This is a genomic window from Archangium violaceum Cb vi76 (assembly GCF_000733295.1).
Lineage (GTDB): Bacteria > Myxococcota > Myxococcia > Myxococcales > Myxococcaceae > Archangium > Archangium violaceum.
The window spans coordinates 18329-39358 of the sequence record NZ_JPMI01000403.1; the positions used below are offsets into that span (position 1 = coordinate 18329).

Sequence of the window (21030 nt, forward strand, 5' to 3'; positions counted from 1 at the left end):
GCCGCGAGGCTCAGAACGTATAGAGCACGGAGTGCGGGGTGCCCTGGATGCGGATGGACATGGAGCCCTCCGTCTGCTGGTGGCCCTGGCGCCACGCCTCCTTGAGTGGCGTCAGATCGAAGCGCCGTGTCTCGGAGGGCAGGGCTTCGCAGCGGTCACCCCGGGCGTCATGACCCAGGACGATCGGCACCTGCACCGGACTGCTCGTGAGGAAGATTCCATCCCACTCGAGCCAGAAGGAGTGTCGCGCACAGCCTCCCGTGTAGGAGAGCGACAGCTCCAGGATGTCTCCCGAGAGCGAGACGCTCTTGATGTCGACGGGAGCGTTTCCGATGGAGAGCGGCGGCTTCGAGTCTCCCTCCGCTTCCACCACGACGGCGGGTCCACACCCGGCCAGGCCAAGGCCCGACCCCATCACGGCGATGAACAGCAGATGACGCATGATTCCTCCTGACGCGCTCTGTCTCGCGACGGGTCTCAGCAAATTCAGCGCCAGCCGCCAGACTCGGACCTCACTCTGAAAGAGCCCCGCCCGGCCATCCGCGGCTCCTCGGAAAACCGAGGCGCTTCTCGGAAAGCCGTGCCCTCCCGCCGGAAGACCCTGTCTCAATATGGACGGCGGTGGAGGACCCCCACGGCCGATGTGGATCGGGGTGCGTGTGCGGCATTACGTTCTCCTCCCCTATGCCTCCCATCCGTCACGTGGATCCGCAGCTGCGCCGGGATGTCCGGCTCCTGGGCCGGCTGCTCGGCGAAGTCCTCATCGAGCAGGAGGGCCAGGCCCTCTTCGACCTGGAGGAGCGCGTCCGGCGCCTCTCCATCCAGCGCCGCCGCGGCCCGAAGTCCGAGCGCCGGGCCGCCGCCTCGGAGCTGGCCGCGCTTCTTCGGGAGATGCCCCTGGAGCGCGCCGAGCCCGTGCTCCGCGCCTTCTCCACCTACTTCCGTCTGGCCAACCTCGCCGAGCAGCACCACCGCATCCGCCGCACCCGCGAACATGCCATCGGTGGAGGCCAGGCTCCCCAGCGCGGCTCGCTCGAGGCGGTGATGCAGGCGCTGAAGCAGGCGGGCGTTCCCGCCTCGCGCGTCCGGGAGTTGCTCCTCTCCATGCGGGTGACGCTCACCCTCACCGCGCACCCCACGCAGGCGTCGCGCCGCACGGTGCTGCAGAAGGTCTATCACCTGGCGCGGCTGCTCGAGGAGCGTGACCGCAGCCACCTGACGCCTCGCGAGAAGGCCGACACCCTCGCATCCATGCGCGAGGAGATCACCGCGCTCTGGCAGACGGACGAGCTGCGCCGCGAGCGGCCCACCGTGGGCGACGAGGTGAAGAACGCCCTCTGGTACGTGGAGGAGGTGCTCGGCGAGCAGCTCGCGCTCATGCCGGAGACGCTCGACTGGTCCTTCGAGCGCGCCTACGGGGAGCCGCTGGGCGTGCTCGCCACTCCGGTGCGGCTGCACTCGTGGGTGGGCGGAGACATGGATGGCAACCCGCTGGTGACGCCGGAGGTGCTCGCGGACACGCTGCGCGCCCACCGCGCCCGCGGCCTCCGGGCCCTGTTGGGCGAGGTGTACCGGCTCGGTTGGGTGCTCACCCAGTCCGAGCAGCATGCCTACGTGTCGAAGGAGCTGCGGGCCTCGCTCGAGAAGGACGCCGCGGAGCTGCCGGAGGTGATGAGCCGCTACGGCTCGCGCACCACGGGCGAGCCCTGGCGCCGCAAGCTGCGCTTCATGGAGGCCCGCCTCCAGGCCGCCCTCGTCTACGTCGAGGGCCGCCGTGCTGGCCGTACCGAGGCCCTGGCTCCCACCGCCTACCGCTCGCCCGCGGAGATGCTGGGGGACCTGGAGCTCCTCGAGCGCTCCCTCATCGACGCGAAGTCGCGGCACGGTGGGTTGCGGCAGGTGCGCCGGCTCATCGCCCGGGTGCGGGTCATGGGCTTCCACCTGGCCGAGCTGGAGGCCCGTGCGCCCGCCGAGGACGCCCGGAGTGCCGCCGCGTCGTTGGACGGAGGACCCAAGCCCACCGAGGGCGGGGCGCGGCTGTTGGCGGTGCTGCAGCGGGTGCGCGAGGCACAGGCCGAGTCCGGCGAGGGGTGTTGCCGGACGCTCATCCTGTCGATGGCCTCCACCGCCGAGGACGTGCTCGCGGCCTTCACCTGTGCGCGCGAGTCCGGCCTGTGGGACGAGGCCCGTGGGTGCGCCACCGTGGACGTGGTGCCGCTGTTCGAGCAGCTCGGCGCGCTCGATGACGGGCCGCGCGTGCTGCGCGAGCTGTTCGCCCACCCCGAGTACCGCAAGCACCTGCAAGCCCGTGGCGTGCAGGAGGTGATGGTGGGGTACAGCGACTCGGGCAAGGAGGTGGGGCTGCTGGCCGCCAGCGCGGCGCTCTACCGGGCCCAGACGGCGCTCACCCGGGTGGCGCACGAGGCGGGGGTGCAGTTGCGGCTCTTCCACGGACGCGGTGAGACGGTGGCCCGGGGCGGTGGTCCCGCGCACGAGGCCATCCTCGCGCTTCCTCCCGGGAGTGTCGCGGGCACGTACAAGGCCACCGAGCAGGGTGAAGCATTGGATCAGAAGTACGCCCGGCCCGAGCTGGCCCAGCGCACCCTGGAGCTGGTGCTGAGCGGGGTGCTGCTGCACTCGCTGGACGCGCAGCCGCGCGTGGCCTCCGAGGAGGAGGCGCCGTTCCGTGCGGCCTTCGACGAGCTGGCGGAGCTGGGCCGCCGTGCCTACCGGGGGCTCGTCTGGGAGGACCCGAACTTCGTCCCGCTCTTCCAGGCGGCCACGCCCATCGAGGAGATCGCCGCGCTGCCCATCGGCTCGCGGCCGAGCAAGCGCTCCGCGGGAGGACTGGAGTCCCTGCGCGCCATCCCGTGGGTGTTCGCCTGGACGCAGAACCGCGCGATCCTGCCGGGGTGGTACGGCGTGGGCTCGGCGCTGGAGGAGTACGGCTCGAGGCCCGAGGGGCTCGCGCAGCTCAAGCGCATGTACCGCCAGTGGCCCTTCTTCCACACGGTCATCGACAACGTGGCGATGGTGCTCGCCAAGTCGGACATGGCGATCGCCTCGCGCTACGCGGCGCTGGCGCCGGAGTCCACGCGCCCGCTGTGGGAGCGCATCCGCGCCGAATACTCGCGCACCCGCCGCTGGGTGAAGCGCGTGACGGGCGAGGCGCGCATCCTGGAGAGCAACCGGCAGTTGCGCGAGAGCATCTCCCTGCGCAACCCGTACGTGGACCCCATGTCCTTCCTCCAGGTGGAGCTGCTGCGGCGCAAGAGGGCGGGGGCGGAGAAGATCGATCGCCCCCTGCTGCTCACCCTGGCGGGCATTGCCGCGGGCATGCGCAACACGGGGTGATGTGAAGCGGATGTGTTCGGACCCGAGCACCTCCTCCCTCTCCCTCCGGGAGAGGGTCGGGGTGAGGGGGCCTGTTCCCGTTCCACTGCCCGTTCACCCGGCCCGGGCGCATGGGAGCAGGGGAGTCCACGGGACCCTCTTCCTCCGAGAACGGGTTCAGCCCGGGGCCCGAGACACCCTCACCCCGTCCCTCTCCCGAGGGGAGAGGGGAAGTGGGCTCGCGTGGAAGCATCACGGCTTTACGGCCTCACGGCACGCAGGCTCCCACTCCCGCGAAGTCCTGCAGGGGCTCGCAGCGCCCCGAGGTGCAGGCCGGTTCTCCCGAGGGCGAGCGGCACAGCTCCCGGCACGCCCGTCCCGCTCCGTTCTTCACGCACGCGCTCCCCGGCCGGCAGTCATTCGAGTACGTGCACGCCGCTCCGTCCTCCACCGTCCCCGCCGTCACGCACACCGGCCCGCTCTCCGGTGAGGGGTAGCACCCCAGCGGGCTCGCACAGCCCCGCGCCAGCGGATCGCACGCGGACATCGCTGCCCCGCACACCCTTGGCAGCTCGTCCGAGCCCACGAAGCGCAGCACCTCGGTGCAATCCTTCCGCGCCGTGCACTGCTCTCCCGTCCGGCAGAACTTCTCGCACGTGAACGCGATACCCCCGTCCGTCTCCGGGTGATCCGTGCAGTACAGCCCCGCCCCGCACGTGTCGTAGACGTCGCCCCCCGGCCTCGTGTCACTCGTGCAGGCCCCACCTTCCGACACCGGCCCCTCCGGTACGCAGCGGCGGCTCGTCGCGCTCCCCTGGCGTACGTAGGTGCACCTGCTCCCCGCCGGGCAGTCCTGCGCCACCGGATCGCACTCGCCGGGGAAGCAGCGATTCCCCTGTCCACCGTCCTCCATCACCCCCCGCAGGCAGATCGCGCCTCCGTCGCAGCCCCGCTGCCGCGCCACGTCACAGGCCGCCTCCTCCCCACCTCCATCCGGGCCTGGCGTCCCTCCATCCCCGCCGCCCTTGATCCCGGCATCCGCCACCCCCGCGTCGCTTCCCGAGCCCCCCTGCCCGTTGCGGCAGCCACCGGCCATCAGGCCGACCACGAGGACACCGCTCAAGAGAATCACGTTCGCCCGCATCGCTGGCCCCTGCTGGAGTGACGAACGGGACTAATAAGACGTCCCGGGAGAAACGGGCCCCCCTTGAACAAGACATGGAGGACAGCGGACACTTGGCGCCCTGAAGAAGACCTGGAGCGGCGTTTTTCCGTACCAGGGGCTTCCATCTGAAACACGCCCGAGGGAATCAGTGCGCATGACCATGAAAACGGCCGAGGCTGCGGAGATGTCGGCGGTGGCGGGGGCCAACCGGAGGGCTCACGAGCGGGTGACGGCGACGTTCGACGTCCGCTTCCAGGAGACGGCGGACGCCGCGAGGGCGCTGCGCGCGTACTCCCTCAACCTGTCGGCGGGAGGCCTGTGCCTGCGCACGCGCCGCTCCTACGACGTGGGCTCTCACGTCCGTCTGCAGATGACGGTGGACGGGGAGGACTTCGAGCTCGAGGGCATCATCTCGTGGGTGCGCGACGACGCCGAGGCCATTGGCGTGCGCTTCGTCGGCGTCTCCGACGAGGACCAGGCCCGCCTGCAGCGCGTGGTGGCCAGCTTCAAGCGCTGAGGTGAAGCGGGGCGGGGCCCGAGCGGCCCCGCCGGTGGGTGCTCCCGGGCAGTGCGCTACTGCCCGTGCTGACGCTCCAGGTCCGCGTGGCGCATCACCAGGTTGTCCACCTGCACGAAGCCGCAGGAGACGTAGAAGGTGCGCAGCTCCTCCAGCGCGTAGGCGCTCACCTCGAGCCGCTTCACACTGAGGGCCCGCGCGCCGCACCGCTCCAGCACCTGCTGCATGAGCGCCCGGCCCACGCCCCGGCGCCGCCAGGTCTCCGTCACCACCAGCTCGTCCACCGTGGCGATCCGCCCGCGCAGCCGCAGCTGCGGCCGGTGCGACAGCGACACCATGCCCACGGGGCGATCCTGGGTGTCCGCCGCCACGAAGATTTCAATCTCCGGATGGCTGATGACCCAGTGAACCGTCTGGGCATCCGAGCCATGGGCGTAGCCCATCTCCCGCAGGAGCGAGGCCAGGCTCTCGGCATCACCGCGGCGAGCGCGGCGGATACGGAAGGGGGGAGCGTCCGGGGCAGGGGTTCTGGTTGGCGTCGGTTGCACGGCCCCCCCACTCTACTCAAGGCGCGGGCAACCTCGCAAAGGCAGAGGGCGGCTCCGGAACTCTTCTCCGGGCCGCCCTCCCGTGCCTACATCGTTTCTCCAGGTGCGAGAATCAGGGCTGCTCGCCCGCCAGCGTGCGGATGGCGGCGGTGATGTCACCCTGCTGCGGCACCGAGGCCATCTCCAGCGCGTCCGCCAGGCCGATGCCCGGGATGAACTTGCCGGCCAGCAGCCGGGGGGGCGCCATCAGCTTGTAGAAGAGCTCCTCCACCGTGCGGCGCACCAGGTGCTCACCGAAGTTGGTCACCTCGGTGTCCTCGTTCACGTACAGCACGCGGCCCGTCTTCTCCACCGAGCCCTTGATGAGCTCCCAGTCGTACGGCCACAGGGTGCGCATGTCGATGACCTCGGCGTCCACGCCCTCGGCGGCCAGGTCGTCCGCGGCCTTCTTGCACAGGGGCAGCGTGCGGCCGTAGCTCACCACCGTCACCTGCGAGCCCGCGCGCACCACCTTGCCCTTGCCGATGGGCACCGCGTACGCCTCGAGCTCCGGCCACTGCGGCTTCCACTGCGAGCGGTCTCCCAGCGGCGCGTCGATCATCTTCGACAGCAGCTTGTCGTTGTCCGGCTCGCCCGGAATCCGCTCCTCGCCCTTGATGCGCAAGAGCGCCTTGGGCTCCAGGTACATGACCGGGTTGATCTCCTGGCAGGCGGAGATCATCAGCCCGTACGCATCCAGCGGGTTGGAGGGGATGACGATCTTCCAGCCGGGAATATGCGTGGCCATCGCGTCGAAGGAGTGCGAGTGGTAGATGGAGCCGCGGATGCCGCTGCCCACCGGCGTCTTCACCACCATGGGGAGGTTCCAGTCCCCGTTGGTGGCCCAGCACGTGTTGCCGGCGACCTTCAGCAGATCGATGGTGTTGAAGATGTAGTCGGCGAACTGGATCTCCGCGACGGGCTTGCCGCCGGCCATGGCCAGACCGATGGCCATGCCGATGATGCCGCGCTCGTCCAGGGGCGTGTTCCACGCCGTCTTGAGACCCTGCGTGGCGGTGAAGACGCCACCCAGGGGAGGCCCCACGTCCTCGCCGAAGATGTCGGTCACGCCGAGGTGCTCCTCGGCGTAGTGCAGGGCCATGCGAACGGCCTGAGCCATGTTGGCCATGGGTTACTTCCTCTCCGCGTAGATGTGGTTCCAGATGGTCTCGGGGCCGGGCATCGGCTCCTGGATGACCTGACGGGCCATGGCGGCCATGTCCTCGCTGTAGCGATTGCGCAGGTCGTCCATCTCCTTGCGCGTGAGGATGCCGTGCTTCTCCAGGCGCTGCTCGAACGTGGTCAGGCAGTCCTGCTCGTTGCCCACCATGTTGGCGCCGGACGCCGAGGAGTGGCCGTACAGGCGCGACACCACCGCCTCCATCAGGAAGGGCTTGCGCTCCTTGCGCACGTACTCCATGGCCTCCTGCAACTCCAGGTACGCGTTGATGGGATCGTTCCCATCGATCGTCTTGGTGCGCATGTTGAAGGCCTTGCCGCGATCGGCCACGTTCGTCTCGCCGTGCTGGCCCTCGGCCGACGTGGAGATGCCCCACTTGTTGTTGGTGACGATGATGAGCACGGGCAGCTCGTTGCCCTTGCGCGAGCTCCACACCAGGCACGAGGCGAAATCGCCCTCGGCCGTGCCCGCGTCACCGCCGGTGACGATGGTGATGCCGTCACCGCCGTGGCGCTTCTGCATCAGCGCCGTGCCCGGGGCCATCGCGTACTGCACCTCGATGGGGGAGGACACCGGGGCGATGTTCCACTCGCGCTTGGAGAAGTGGCCCGCGAAGTTGCGGCCGCCGGAGTAGGGGTCCGTCACCACGTTCTTCATCTGCCGCATCGCGCCGATGGGCTCCTCGCCCAGCGCCATCATCGTGGCGGACTGGCGGTAGTGCGCGTGCAGGTAGTCGTAGGCCGGTCCCTGGCCCTTCTTCATCAGCAGGCCGAGGGGCACGTTGAAGGCCTCCTCGCCCGGGCCGCCAATCCAGAAGTAGCCGTGGCCCTGCTTGTACATCTGGATGAGGCGCTCTTCGAGGACGCGCGCCTTCACCATCAGGTCGTGCATCCGGACCAGCAATTCCCGCTCGAGCGGGAGCGACTCTTCTTCGCGGTTGAGGAGGCGGGGTTTTGGCACGCGCGTCTCTCTAGTCAGGGGGAAGGAACGGGGCCCCCTATACCCCAAAGGCGGCCCGGAAACTCAAGCACCCCGGGCGTGATTCCCTGCTCTGGACATGCCGCGCTGCGGCACAGGCGGAGGACGTGTTGCACGCTGTTCACGCACCGCGTGAGCCCGCCCGCACCCGCGCCGGGACGGCTGCTGGCAGCCAACAGGCCGGCTGATGAGGCGGCGAGCGGGGCGGCGCTGTTTGGGAGCGCCGAGGTGGCCCGGGACGTGGCGCGGGTCCTTCACTGAAAACGCCATCCTGTTACAGCGTGACGCTGAGCACGTCGTACGTCTTCAACGGTGGCAATGACTCCGCCCGCGTCGACGGCGTCACCGCCACGGTGACCTAATTTCCGCCGCTTCGAAGATGAGTAGAGTGGTCATCGGCTCCGGGAGATCTTCGGGCCGAGGAGGACCAGGATGCGGCATCCAGGGTGGACCGGTGCGGTGCTTGGGGTGGGTCTGCTGGCCGCGGCGTTCGCCGGCTGGCACCACTCCGCGGGACCTCATGACGTCCAGGCCGAGGCGCCCACACGGCCCTCGGTCTCTTCCGCCAAGTCCGTCGCGGTGCCTCGGGCCGTGACCGCCCCCGCGCGGGAAGTGCGCTCCATCCGCGGCACCGTCCGGGGCGCCCGGGGTCCCGTGGCGGGCGCGACGGTGTTCGCGTCCAGGACCGTGGAGGGTGAATCCCTGACGGGCCTGCCCTGTGTGGAAGGCCTCGGACGGATGCGCGGCGACCATCCCATGCGCCATTGTGTCACCTGGCAGCGGGCCGAGGTGCTCGTGGCCCAGCGGCAGGGCGAGGCACCGGTCCTCGCCCAGGCCTTGTCCACCCAGGACGGAGCCTTCTTCCTGGATGGACTGGAAGCGGGCTCCTACTCGCTCTGGGTGGAGAGTCCCAAGGGCGTGGGTCTCCTGCGGGACGTGGCCGTGGGGCAGGAGGGAGTGGAAGTGGTGCTGGGCGCGGGCTCCCGGCTATCGGGAAGCGTGACCGACGAGCAGCGGATGCCAGTGGAGGGAGCGCTCGTCACCGCCGTCTTCACCGCGCACAGCCGCTTCTTCGAGACCCTCGCGGACGCGCAAGGCCGCTATCACCTGGGGCCCTTGCCCCGGGGGGAGTACGTCCTCGTCGCTTCCCACCAGGGGACGATGTCCCGGGCCACGCCCCTGCGGCTTCATCCTCCCGACGTGCAGCAGTCCTTCACCCTGCTCGCTCCGAGGACGCTCGTCGGCCGGGTGCTGTCCCCGGAGGGGAAGCCCGTAGCGGGGGCGGAGGTCTCGCTCGGACGGAAGGATGAGCGCCGGGTACTCACCGACGAGCGGGGTCACTTCTCCTTCGAGGGGCTGACCACCGCATTGGCCTATCCAGTCACCGCGCACCACGGCGGCCTCATGGGCACCCGGGGGGTCTACTTCCCCTCGTCGCAAGAGGATGGCACCCCCTCGCCCCTCTCCAAGGAGATCACCGTGGAGCTCGAGACGGCCCTCGCCGAGTTGGAGGGCGTGGTCCGGGACGAGCGGGGACAGCCGGTCGCGGAGGCCTTCATCAAGCTCCACGCGGGCAGCGGCTGCGTGGTCAGCAGCTACCTGGCGAAAACGGACGCCCAAGGGGCCTATCACTTCGGGCCCCTATCGCCGACCCGGGTGTCCTTGTCGGTGTCTTCTCCGGATGGCCGCCTGTTCGCCTCGCACCAGGAAACCCTTTCCGCGGGAACGCGCACCCTGGACCTCACCCTGGAGTTCGTTCCCCGCGTCGAGGGCATCCTGGTGGATGCGCGAGGCCAGCCCGTTGAGGGCGAGCAGGTGTCGCTCCTCACGCGTCCGGGTGAGCTCGCGTGGAGTCACTCGGACAAGTCCGGGCCGGGGGGACGCTTCTCCCTCCGGGCGTTTCGTCCCGGGCCCCTGCTGCTCCGGGTGGGTCCGGACTCGGACGTGGAGTCGTCCAGCCAGGTCATCTGGTCCCAGGAGGTGCCAGTCCCCGCGGCGGATCTGCGGGTGGTCATCTCGCGCCGGCCCACCGTGGAGGGAGAGCTGGTGGACGAGGAGGGTCAACCCGTGGCCCAGGCCCTGGTGAGCCTCTGGTCGTCCGAGGCGTCCTCGGACCTGGAGCTCGAGTCGGGCACCACGGACGCCCAGGGCCGGTTCTCGCTCATCGCGCCGCGTCCGGGCCGCTACCGGGTCTCCGCCGAGCTGGAGGACCACTCCTTCGCCCATGCCACCGCGCGAGTGGTGGAAGTCGGGCCCGAGGGAGCCCGGGTGCGGCTGCGCTTCGAGGCCGGGCACTCCCTCTCGGGCATCGTGGTGGATCTCCAGGGAAGGCCCGTCCCGGGGGCCGTCGTCGGCTTCCAGTCCGAGCACCGCTCGATCATGCACTCCCGTTACGAGCCCGAGGTGCGCGCCACGACCGGTCCCGATGGACGCTTCACCTTCGCTTCCGTGTCGGGAGACTCGAGCGTGTTGTCGGTGGAGTCGGAGGACTTCCTGCTGGCCGAACCCCTGCGGGAGGACATGCCGGAGCGGATACGGCTGGAGCCCTCGGCGCGTGAGGTGCGGGTCGTCCTCGCGCGCAAGGCGATGCTGCGCGCCCGGCTCGTCCGCGCGGATGGCTCGACCGTCACGAGCTTCACGGTGAATGGCGAGGAGATGTACGACGAGCAGGGGCTCCTGGAATGGCCCATCGTGCGGACCGGCTCCCTGAACCTGGAGATCTCCATCGACGAGGACGAGGACGAGCGGTCCGCCACGGTGAAGCGGACCGTGTTCGTGCGGCAGGAGGTGGACCAGGACCTGGGCGTCATCACCCTGCCTCCGTCGATTCCAGTTCCATGAAGGCAGCGGAGGGTCAGGTTCTGATTGGCTCCGGTCATCAGTATGCCTTATACTTGAGCGTCCATTCGCGAAAGGGCAGCCCATGATGAAGAAGAGCGAGAAGAAGTTCCCGCGCACGCAGGTCATCGAGCGTCAGAACGAGCGCGCTCTCCAGGTGCTGGAGCTGGACGAGAAGGCGCTCGATCAGATCCGCGGAGGTAGTGCCGAGTACGGCCTGCCGCCCCCGGATGAAGACATCATCAAGAATCACAAGCTGAAGTAGGCCCTCGCGGCCTCCGGTGGGCATCCAGGAAGTGACCATCGGGGGCGGCGGACTGCTCCAGCCCTCACCCTCCACGGACCTGCGTTGTCCAGGAGTCAATCTCTGGATGAATGAAGCGGTCTGAGAGGAACCCAAGCGCATACGTTCACCCCTGGGAAAGCTCCTCGTGCCCAGTCACGAACCCAGGGGGATGAATGCGCAACGTGCTGAAGGGCCTCGCCATTGCCACGATCCTGACCAGTCCCGCCCTCGTCCACGCGGAGACGGTCACCATCGCGTGTGGCCCCGAGGACGATGAGCTCGAGCAGTGTAGAAAGGGCGCGAAGGACTGGGAGAAGAAGACGGGGCACCATGTGGAGTTCGTGCACGTGCCCCCGGACTGGCACGAGCAGTACACCACCTTCGAGCAGCAGCTGTCGAAGAAGAGCCCGGATGTCGACGTGTACCGCGTGGACGTGGTGTGGCCGGGCCTGTTGGCGGAGCACTTCATTGATCTCAAGCTCTACGTCTCCGACGAGGTGCTCGAGCAGCACTTCCCCGCCATCGTGCGGAACAACACCGTGGGCGGGAAGCTGGTGGCCATGCCGTGGTTCGCCGACGCGGGCCTGCTCTTCTACCGGAACGATCTGCTGAAGAAGTACGGCTACAATGAGCCGCCCACCACCTGGCAGGAGTTGGAGGTGATGGCCAGGAAGATCCAGCAAGCCGAGCGCGACGCTGGCAACGGCGGGATGTGGGGCTTCGTCTTCCAGGCCAAGGCGGACGAGGCACTCACGTGCAACGCGCTGGAGTGGATCAACTCCTTCCACGGGGAGACCAGTGCCGGGGAGACCATTGTCAGGGAGGACGGCAAGGTCACCATCGACAACGAGGAGGCGGTGACGGCGTTGAAGATGGCGGCCGGGTGGATCAACTCCATCTCGCCCCCGGAAGTGCTCGAATATGGCGAGGAGGAATCGCTTGGCCTCTTCCTGTCGGGCAACGCGGTGTTCATGCGCAACTGGCCGGAAGCGTGGGCGAAGGCCAATGCCAAGGGCGGCAAGTTGAAGTGCAAGGCGAAGGGGAAGTGCAAGTGGGTGGTGACGGCGCTGCCCAAGGGCGTCAAGGACGGCAAGGACGGCAGGTCCACCGGCACCCTGGGCGGCTGGCATCTCGCGGTGTCCAGGTACTCCAAGCACCCGGAGATCGCTGCGGACCTGGTGAAGTTCCTGACGAGCCGCACGGAGCAGAGGCGCCGCTACATCGAGGCGGCCCACAGCCCCTCGGTGATGAATCTCTACCAGGAGCGCGATGTACGGAAGGCCAACCCGTTCTACCCGAGCCTGATGAAGATCTTCATGAACCCGGTGGCGCGGCCCTGGCAGGTCACGGGTCACCAGTACAACCGGGTGAGCTCCGAGTTCTACAAAGCCGTGCATGAAGTCCTGTCGGGCTCGGGCAAGCCGGAGGAGAAGCTGAAGGACCTGCAGAAGACGCTCGAGCGCATGAGTAACGAAGGCAAGTGGTGAACAGCCCACGCGGGTCATGCAGGGCCTGAACCCGCCCGTCGCAGACACACCGGCGCTGGCCTGATCGGGACCTCACCGTTGGGGAGTATCTTGTCTTCCCGCACCTGGTCGTTCTGATGGATCTGCTCCAGGAGCTTATCGGCCTCCCGCAGGGCCTGTCTCCGTTCCTCGCCGGAGCCGCCCTTCGCCTCCAATCGGGCGGCCTTGCACCGATAGGCCTGCGCGAGATCCCACCAGAACTCGTCGAAGATCGCGTGCTTGAACTTGTCCCGATCGATCTTTTCGATCTCCCGGATGGCGGCTTGGGGGTCAGCCCGTCCGAGCAAGACCTCCCCCAGCGCGGAGATGGCCATTGCCTCCTTGGTCTCGTCGCTGCTGCTGCTGCTCAATTCGCGCGCCCTGCGGGCGAACCCCTCCGCCAGCTCGCCCTCCTCAGGGCTCGGCCCGAAAGCGGTATTGGGGATGCTCTCATCCCAGAAGCGTAAGCGCCCATCCGAGAAGCGGAAGCTCCACTCCCAGAAATTGTACGCATAGCGGAGCATCGCATCGACGTGGGTCGGATCGAGATTGATCGCCTGCTCGTACTCCATGAGCGCCGCACGATAGGCGCGGGAAATCATCTCGCCACGGTTCTTGTCGTACCAGATATCCTCCAGATCCCAGACGATGTCGCCATACTTGTCCGCCCGGAAGACGTGAGCATTGGCATCCTTGCTCAGGAGCATCATCGGATTCTCGTCATCGAGCTGGTAGGCCATCCTGGCCTCGCCGCACTGGAACGAGACCTTCCGCAAGGGGTCATTGGAGAGCGCCGCGGCGTTCTTGTAGTACTTCGAGGCCGCTCGGAAGTGCAGTCGCCGGGGCCGCTCCGTCCAGGGTGGGGGCGCCCGTGGCTGCGGCTGCTCGCCTTCCGCCAGGGGACACTCCTGGCGCACCCCGTCATTGCCCTCCGTGAATTGGGGCCGCTCGAAGAGCCTCCCGAGCGTGCCCTGCACGTGAGCCTCGCTCTCCCGGATGTCCGAGGCGGTATGCCAGGTGGCGGGCAGCTGCCGGTACACCCGTTCCGCGCGTTTGCAATAGAAATAGGCCCCCAGGCGCTTCTGGGAGGCCAGGTCCGTATGGCTTTCCGCCTCGGCCGCCTCGAACCCCAACAGGCAGAGCCCATAGTAGGCCTGGGTCTTCTCCAGTTGATGGCCCGGGAACTGGATGATCCGTTGCCAGAGGAGGCGTGCCTCGCTCCGCCTCGCATCCGTCCTCCCCGAGATCATCATCGGCTCCGGCGTTGGCTCGGAGGCGACCGTCGTCCGTTGCAGGAAGCCCGTCGGGCCGGAGTGGAAGGACATGGAGGCCAGGGCGACCCGACCGGGGAGGAAGTAGGGGTTGAGCGTGATGCTGGTTCGGAAGGCATTGGTGGCCTGGTTCGTCTGGCCATCCGTCTGCAATGCAATCCCCAGGCTGTAGTACGCCAGGGTGAACCTGGGGTCCGACTTGATTGCCTCACGCAAATGCCCGATGGCCTGGTCCAGGGAGTCGTAATTCGACGTACGCACGAACGACTCCCAGCTTTCCACCCCCTGGTGGAAGAACTCGAAAGCCTCCCGGGAGCGGGTGATGCCGGTATCCTTCAGCCGAGGGTCATCGCGGATGATCTCGAAGGCCAGGTCCTGGGTGAGGCGCGAGACGGCGTCAGCGAGCTTCGGCTCGGCCAATAGCTGCTTATTCTGCTGCGCCTCCTTCTTCAGCTGCTCCTTGTCCAACTCGACCCGCCAGGACTCCCCGTCGCTGTTCCTGGCAAGCAGGATGTAACGGGTCTGCTCTTCATAGAGGGTGCTTCGAATGACGTTCACGCCCAGCAGCGCGCGCACCGGAGCCTGGATGGGCGCGGCCAGCATGCGGAAGGGAACCTTGATGCCTCCACTGATCTCCAGGACCAGGTTCTGGATGGCGGCGGCCGAGGTCCCGGATGCGTCCGACGCATAGCCGAACTGCTTCATCTGATGGGTGTCCCCAGGCTGCTGGAGCATGACCTCCGGCTGGAGCACCCACTTGAGGTCTCCGAGGGCATTCGTGAGGCTCTCGGCGAGGGTCTGGCCAAGCTCCTGCTCCTGCTCCTGCTCCTGGGGCGCGGAGAGTCCCATGACCACGAAGGGCTCGATGACCGTCTTGCCCGCGTTGGGCACCTCGTTGGCGGCGATCAGGAGGACCAGGGTCAGGGGGATCGTCGCCAGCAGGAGCCGGAGGGGCTTGCGAGCACTCAGCCAGTCGTATCCGCGTTTCAGGTGCTTGCCGGCCAGGGAGAGCCACCCGGGCCGGGTCATGCGCTCCTCCAGGCCTGGTTCCGGCGAGCCCTTCGTGGCGGACGAGCGCCAATGGCGGAGGCGCTGGAACAGTGGCCCCTCCAGGAGCGTCTCCGCCAGCACGAAGGCCATGAGGAGCACGCCGGCCAGGAAGAAGTGCATCCCGAACTCCGGGGAGAAGAGCAGGATGGCGACGAGCAACGGCAGGGCGAGCAGCGCGCCCAGGACGATGCGCCGGCACGGCAGCGACAGCCCGGGCAGTTCGACGCCCCTGAGCCGGCGGGTAGTGGCGGCCACCGCGAGGGCCAGCATGCCCGCGAGCGCCGCCCAGCAGGGCCATGGCCGAGCACCATCTCCACGCAGGGAGAGCTCGACGAGCTTCGCTCCGACGAGCGCCACTCCAATGAGCCACGAGATGGCCACCAGCGCCTCTCGGCCTTTCTCGCGGAGCCACGCCCACCGGTGCTGGAACTCCCGCAGGAGAAGGAAGCTCCAGAGGCTCAGGCCGAGGGGAAAGGCCAGCATCAAGCAGATGCGCCAGATCTGATGCCACTGATAGGCGGATGCCGACTCCGTGAACTCCACTCGGCCGATGCTGAGGAGGGCCAGCACGGAGATGAAGGCCGCCGTCAACCCGGCGAGACTCGCGAGGGAGCGCACCCGAAGCAGGTCGAGGAGGCACCCGGCGAGACAGAGGCACAACCAGAGGAGCAGGGGAGGCGACCAGAGGTCATAGGAATAGATGGGTGGCAGCTCCGGCTCGTTGAGGCCGCTGAGCGGTTGGAGTTGCATGGCCGCCAGCACCGCGACGAGCACGCCAAGGCCAGGCCGCCATGCTTGGGACTGGAGCCGACCCCCGCGAGTGCCGCCATGACACGCGTTCCAGGCCAGTCCGGCGCCAATGGCGATTCCCCCGAGGAACAGGTACATCCCGAGCCGGGTGAGTGTCCCGCCCTGCACCAGCATCACACCGAGGCCGGAGCTGACCACCAGCCGCCCCAGGATGAAGAGGCGGGCCCAGAGCAGCACCCACCCCGCGATGACGAGCAGGAGCAGCCCCCAGGCCCGATCATGAGAGCCCCCTCTCGGCCGGCGGAGGAACCAGAGTCCCTCGAATGCCAGCAGAGCCGCGGTCAGTGCGACGGCGATGGCGCTCTGTCCCATGAGGGACCCCCTCCCAGGCAATACATGCGGCATGCCTGGACGCATTCCGCCCGTGGCCCCACCCAGGACCCGCGGCCCTTCATTCCTCCGGCGGGGCGCCGGGTGGGGGCCTTCCAGGAGGGGACTCCACGTCCCGCAAGGGCACCAGCCGCGAGAGCAGGGGCCCGCCGTGCTTGAGGCGGGCAATCCGCTGCGACGGGTAGATGCTCCGCTGTCCCGTGAGGAGGTAGGCGGTGACGGTGACGATGACGACGTGGGGCAGCACGCCCGCGCCGAGCAGCTCCACGGCCATGAGGGACAGGGCCAGCGGCGTGTTGGCGGCGGCCCCGAAGAGCGCGGCGAGCCCCACGCCCGCGGCCAGGTCCAACGGCAGGCCGAGCAGCCGCGCCAGCACGTTGCCGAGCGCCGCGCCCACGAAGAAGAGCGGGGTGACCTCGCCACCGAGGAAACCCGCGCCCAGCGTGACGGCGGTGAAGAGCAGCTTGAGGGCGAAAGCGCTGGAGGGCAGGGTGGGGTCCACGAAGGCCCGCTCGATGGTGGGCACGCCCAGGCCCAGGTACGCGCTCGTCCCCACCAGCTTCCACAGCGCCACCACCGCCGCGCCTCCGAGCGCCATGCGCAGCGGCAGCGACGGCACGGCCTTCTCCAGCCGCTTCTTGAGGAGGTGCACGCCCTCCACGAACACCACGGCCACCAGCGCCACCACGGCGCCGAAGACGAGCCACTTGCCGAGCACCAGGGGCGACAGCGGCAACGCCGCCGGGATGGGGTAGGGCGTGTGGTGGATGCCGAGCGAGCGGGTGACGAGATCTCCCACCACCGAGGCCACCAGCGCGGGCACGAGGGCCTCGTAGCTCATGCGCCCCACGCAGACGACCTCGAGCCCGAAGACGGCGCCCGCGATGGGCGTGCCGAAGACGGAGCCGAAACCCCCGGCGATGCCGGCGGCGAGCAACTCACGGCGCGTGGCGGGTGACACGCGGAAACGGTGGGCCACGGCGTCGGCCAGGCTCGCCCCCATCTGCACGGCGGTGCCCTCGCGCCCCGCGCTGCCTCCGAAGAGGTGGGTGAGCACCGTGCCCACCAGCACCATGGGCGCCATGCGCAGGGGAATCTGCTTGTCACCCTCGTGCACCGTGTCGAGGACGAGGTTGTTGCCACCCCGGATGGGGGTGCCCCACCGGCCGTAGAGGGCTCCGATGGCCAGGCCCGCCAGGGGCAGCGTGTAGACGAGCACCTCGTGCCGGGTGCGGATGTCCGTGGCCACGTCCAGCAGGTAGAGGAACACCGCCGACGCCACGCCGCATACCGCTCCCACCACGGAGCCAAGCACGAGCCACTGGCCGAAGGAACGTGCGTGCTTGTCCAGACTCACCACTCGTCTCCCGGGGATGGCCCTCGCGGACTGCGCTCGGGGGCAGCCCTTGTAACCGACTTCGCTCGTCCCCGATGGCACATCGCCCGCACTCGTTGACGTCAATGAGTGATGTGCGTCTAGGTGTGTAAAAGTGCGACTCCGCTCGTTGACGTCAACGAGTGATTCGTCCCGAGACCCCCATCGCGCGGGGCTGGCCTGGCGGGACGGACGGCTCGTTCCCCCCCCTCGCCGGTGGGAGTGCCGCGATGACCTGATGGGTTGAGCGCCGGGTCCGTCCCGCTCACACGAGCGCCGCGGACTCGCGGAGGAGTCGTCATGGAGGAGCGGAGGATGCCCGAGCTGCCGCCGCGCGCGGAGGTGGGCGGGCTGGTGGTGGAGGAGCTCATGGGCGCGGGGGGCTACGGCGTGGTGTATCGGGCGCGTGATGCGCGGAGCGGTTGCTGCTTCGCCCTCGAGTTCATCCCGCTGGAGCCCACCGCGGAGTGGGGCTGGCGTGAGCTCGGGGTACTGGCTCGCATAGGGCCGCATCACCCCAACGTGGTGGAGCTGTGGGGCTCGGGCCACTGGCGGGAGGACGGACACGAGTGGTTGTGGCTGAAGCTGTCCTTCATCCGGGGCGAGCCGCTGGACATGTGGGGCCGGCGCGGCGACGTGGACGCTCTGGGCCTCGGGGACAAGCTGCTGAGCGTGGGGCGTGCGCTGGCGGTGAGAGTGGAAGCCGCCGTATCTCCCTGGGCAGCGTGACGTTCCCGTGGGATTCGCCGCGCTTGTTGGTCCGGTGGCCGGTGGTAGTCCCGTCGTGTCCGGGAGGGAAGTGACTGATGCCGGGACGGTTGCTGGTGCTGGTGCTGGTGCTCGCAGTGGAGACGGGATGTCCGCACACCTGGAGGAAGGGAGGCGCCGTGGACATGATGGTTGAGAAGAATATATGGAGCAACTCGAGACAACTGAGGCGGTCTTGTCTGATGAGCCCTCATGAATGGGTGGAAAAATGCGAGGACCTCGGGAACAGGCCTCTCGGGGAACGATTGCAGTGCCCAAAGGAATGCTACCCGCTTGGTTATAATGATGATTGACGGTGAGGACTCGTGTTGAGCTTCCATGGATGGCGCAGGGTCTTGGGCGCCGTGCTGGGGTTTCTCCTGGCAATGCCCCTCTCGTGGCTGCTCGCGATTTCAATCAGGGGACCCATGGCCGGCTCCGCGGGGTTCGGGGAGCCAGCCTTCGTATCCATGCTGACATTCGAGGAGCGCCGTCAGCTACCGACCTACGAGCACGATTGTGAAACGGATTCGGATTGTGACCCGGCTCTTCGCTGCTTCTACAACGAGCGTATCGGGCGGCGCTTTTGCACCGACAGCAGATGCATGACAGATCTTCAATGCGCGGAAGATTTCGCCTGCCGCGCCTTTGTTACCGAAAACGGAAGGGACCGGATTCGCGGCTGCTCGCTGGTGGGAGTGCGAAAAGAGGGTGAGTCATGCAAGCGCCTGCCCGAGACGCGAGAGCAGGGGTGCGCGCGCGGCTTGTTATGTCAGACCCGGTGTGGTCGACCGTGCCGGTTGGAGGAGCCCTCCAGTTGCCCCGCGGGTTACTTCTGTGATGACGGACCGGATGGCCCCTCTTGCCTGCCGACGTGTGAGGGGCGTGCCTGTCCCGACGGTCAGCGGTGTGTCGCTCTGGGGAGGCAGATCTCGATTTGTGCTACGATTCACGGTCAGGACTGCCAACTCAACCCGTGTCCCGCAGGTGAAGGTTGTCAGGTTTATGGTCATCTCGCCCCCGCGAATGCGGTCTGGATGGAATGTCTGCGCACGTGTGTTCCGCCCTGTTCGCAGGGCACGGTCTGTTCCTTCTATCACTGCCGTAAGGCCTGCGATCCCCAAGGGCCGCCGGTTTGTGGGCCGGACTTCTCGTGTGGGCAGTATGAGGCCGGTCAGCCCTGGGCGTGCATGCCAGGGGCCTGGCGCAGGTGATGGTTTCCCCGCTCCTCCGGGAGCGAGCGCCTGGCCGATTCAAGGAAAGCTCACGCCGTCGAAGAACTGGCCTCCACCGCTCGCCTCCTGGCCCCACGGCTTCAGGGTGAAGGTGCCGCGCGCCGCCGCCGCCTCCATCTCCAGTTCCACCCAGATGAAGCGTTTTTCTCCCGGGGCAATGGGCTCCCGCTGCCACACGCCAAGCACCTTCCACTCCACGCCCTGGGGCCCCACCAGCACCGCCCCCGCCAGCCTCCAGGGCGTGCTCCCGGTGTTCCGCAGTTCCTGCTCCACCGCCAGTGGATGCACACCGCGAGCGCCTCGCGAGGCGAGTCCTCCGTCAGCTCCAGGTGGCGCGTGCCCGTCTCACAGCCCGGCGGCGTGGACGGCACGGAGGTCTCCAGGGGAGAAGCGAGCAATACGAGTCGCAACAGGGCGGCGGCGGGCAGCAGGTGCATGGGCAGGAGTCTCCCGGCAATGTGGAAGGGACCGGAGAAGTGGGGCTCTACCACAGCTCCTGCCCGGTCGTGTCCGGCCCGCCACCGTCCCGCCTCCGGGACGTGCCTACCGGAAGTGGTCCACCACCCGCACCCCCGCGACGGGAGGGACGAGCAGCTTCCCCGGTGCGCTGCCGGGCTTCAGGGGAAGCCCGACGCTTCTTCTGTGACCCACATCAAACAACTCCAGGCACACCGGGTACACCACGCCCTCGGGCGTGCGCGCCTCGGTGAAGCGCCCATACACCCGCCCCTCGTGCACGTACAGCCGCCCGGAGAGCCGGGTGTCACCCGGCAGCGCGAAGCGGCCTCCCCCGCCGAAGCGGTCCGCTCCCGCGTTCCAGTGGCCAAACACGTACACGGGAGTGTCCTCCTGCACGTGCACGGGCCTGCCGCGCACGTTGGACCACTCCACGCTCGTCGTTTCCCCCAGGCGGAAGCCCAGCGTGCGCGTCATGGTCTCCACGGCCCCGGCGGGGCAGGCCTGGGGCGACGGGGCGGGGCGCTCGGGCGGCACCTGCCGCGGGGCGCCCAGGCAGGCCTGGAGGGCGGCACCGGTGAGTCCAAGACACGCATTGCGCACGGCGGACCGGCGCTTGGAGGCGGTTTCGGGCTGGGAGCCAGACGTCTGCGGCTGCTTCATGGGGGCACTGTCCTTTCGGGACGCCGCGGACGGGGGAGGAGGCGCCCCGGAAGGAGGCGCGGCCACGGCTCGGACAGGTTCCGGCGCACGCCCGCCCGGCGCCATTTCCTGGCCAGGAGTGAGCCACCAGGCTCCCAGGGCCGCGGCCAACCCCACCGCCAGCACCCCGGCCCTGCCTGGCCACGACCTCACGGCGGGCCGCCGCCGCGGGCGCGGCACCTGCGTCCAGTCCACGTCTGTCCGGGCCCGCAGCTCCTCCAGCACCCGGCACAACACCACGGCGCCCGGGTAGCGCGCTTCGGGCGTCTTGGCCAGCAGCCGCAGGCACACCGCCTCCACCGCCAGCGGTACCCGCGGGTTGACGAGGTGGGGCGGCAGCGGCTCGCGGTGCAGCACCGCCTCCACGTCCTCGCCCCCGTGCTCGGCCGGCAAGAAGGGGAAGCGACCCGTCAGCGAGCGATAGAGCACCACCCCCAGTGCGTACAGGTCATCTCCCGGCCCGGCCCGGTAGTGGGCGCCCGGCTCGCCCGCGTGCGCGCGGCCATAGGCCCACGCCTCCGGCGCCCGGTAGGGCAGCGTGCCCGGGGGAAACAGGCCCTTCGTCAGCGTGGGGCAGGCCGGGTGCCAGGCCACTCCGAAGTCCACCAGCACCGCTTCACCCGTCTCCTGGCGCACCAGGATGTTGGCTTCCTTCACGTCCCGAC

Annotated in this window: 15 protein-coding genes; 6 read left to right on the top strand and 9 right to left on the bottom strand. The window is 68.6% G+C overall.

Annotation, left to right across the window (positions count from 1 at the left end; translation table 11 throughout):
- Positions 1-10: 10 nt before the first annotated feature.
- Entirely contained in the window at positions 11-442 is a 432-nt protein-coding gene (locus Q664_RS49180) for a hypothetical protein (protein ID WP_043413774.1), read from the bottom strand.
- Positions 443-684: 242 nt separating this feature from the next.
- On the opposite strand from Q664_RS49180, the gene Q664_RS49185 reads away from it, so the two are divergent.
- Positions 685-3354, top strand: coding sequence for a phosphoenolpyruvate carboxylase (locus Q664_RS49185; RefSeq protein WP_043413776.1), 2670 nt, complete (start codon positions 685-687; stop codon positions 3352-3354).
- Between the two features lie 247 nt (positions 3355-3601).
- Here Q664_RS49185 and Q664_RS49190 read toward each other — a convergent pair whose 3' ends face one another.
- Entirely contained in the window at positions 3602-4477 is an 876-nt protein-coding gene (locus tag Q664_RS49190; protein ID WP_043413780.1) for a hypothetical protein, read from the bottom strand.
- Between the two features lie 175 nt (positions 4478-4652).
- On the opposite strand from Q664_RS49190, the gene Q664_RS49195 reads away from it, so the two are divergent.
- Positions 4653-5015 carry a TIGR02266 family protein gene (locus Q664_RS49195; protein ID WP_043413782.1) on the top strand — a complete coding sequence of 121 codons (363 nt, stop codon included), beginning with the start codon at positions 4653-4655 and terminating at the stop codon, positions 5013-5015.
- Positions 5016-5071: 56 nt separating this feature from the next.
- Here the strand turns inward: Q664_RS49195 and Q664_RS49200 are convergent, their stop codons facing one another.
- From Q664_RS49200 to Q664_RS49210, 3 genes are all read right to left on the bottom strand, one after another.
- Positions 5072-5563: a GNAT family N-acetyltransferase gene (locus tag Q664_RS49200; protein ID WP_043413784.1), complete on the bottom strand. Its 492-nt coding sequence runs from the start codon at positions 5561-5563 to the stop codon at positions 5072-5074.
- A gap of 112 nt (positions 5564-5675) precedes the next feature.
- Positions 5676-6731: an alpha-ketoacid dehydrogenase subunit beta gene (locus Q664_RS49205; RefSeq protein ID WP_043413786.1), complete on the bottom strand. Its 1056-nt coding sequence runs from the start codon at positions 6729-6731 to the stop codon at positions 5676-5678.
- 3 nt (positions 6732-6734) lie between these two features.
- Positions 6735-7742: a thiamine pyrophosphate-dependent dehydrogenase E1 component subunit alpha gene (locus tag Q664_RS49210; protein ID WP_043413787.1), complete on the bottom strand. Its 1008-nt coding sequence runs from the start codon at positions 7740-7742 to the stop codon at positions 6735-6737.
- A gap of 450 nt (positions 7743-8192) precedes the next feature.
- On the opposite strand from Q664_RS49210, the gene Q664_RS49215 reads away from it, so the two are divergent.
- The 3 genes from Q664_RS49215 (at position 8193) to Q664_RS49225 (ending at position 12371) form a co-directional block, all read left to right on the top strand.
- Positions 8193-10601, top strand: a complete 2409-nt coding sequence (locus tag Q664_RS49215; RefSeq protein ID WP_152622810.1) for a carboxypeptidase-like regulatory domain-containing protein — start codon at positions 8193-8195, stop codon at positions 10599-10601.
- A gap of 82 nt (positions 10602-10683) precedes the next feature.
- Positions 10684-10863 (top strand): hypothetical protein, encoded by a 180-nt coding sequence (locus Q664_RS49220; protein WP_043413790.1) that lies wholly within the window; start codon positions 10684-10686, stop codon positions 10861-10863.
- Between the two features lie 194 nt (positions 10864-11057).
- Positions 11058-12371 (top strand): ABC transporter substrate-binding protein, encoded by a 1314-nt coding sequence (locus Q664_RS49225; protein WP_043413794.1) that lies wholly within the window; start codon positions 11058-11060, stop codon positions 12369-12371.
- A gap of 14 nt (positions 12372-12385) precedes the next feature.
- Here the strand turns inward: Q664_RS49225 and Q664_RS49230 are convergent, their stop codons facing one another.
- Both Q664_RS49230 and Q664_RS49235 read right to left on the bottom strand, forming a co-directional pair.
- Complete coding sequence (locus Q664_RS49230) at positions 12386-15832, bottom strand: hypothetical protein (RefSeq protein WP_043413797.1); 3447 nt, start codon at positions 15830-15832, stop codon at positions 12386-12388.
- A gap of 79 nt (positions 15833-15911) precedes the next feature.
- The gene (locus Q664_RS49235; protein WP_052519669.1) at positions 15912-17207 is read right to left on the bottom strand and encodes a chloride channel protein; all 1296 of its coding nucleotides are present in this window, start codon (positions 17205-17207) and stop codon (positions 15912-15914) included.
- 318 nt (positions 17208-17525) lie between these two features.
- Here Q664_RS49235 and Q664_RS49240 point away from each other — a divergent pair, with 318 nt between their 5' ends.
- Positions 17526-17954, top strand: coding sequence for a protein kinase family protein (locus Q664_RS49240; protein WP_043413800.1), 429 nt, complete (start codon positions 17526-17528; stop codon positions 17952-17954).
- Between the two features lie 1271 nt (positions 17955-19225).
- Here Q664_RS49240 and Q664_RS49245 read toward each other — a convergent pair.
- Positions 19226-19495 carry a DUF2381 family protein gene (locus tag Q664_RS49245; protein WP_043413802.1) on the bottom strand — a complete coding sequence of 90 codons (270 nt, stop codon included), beginning with the start codon at positions 19493-19495 and terminating at the stop codon, positions 19226-19228.
- A gap of 255 nt (positions 19496-19750) precedes the next feature.
- Positions 19751-21030, bottom strand: a 1280-nt coding sequence (locus Q664_RS49250; RefSeq protein ID WP_152622811.1) for a serine/threonine protein kinase, incomplete at its 5' end; no start/stop codon positions are given.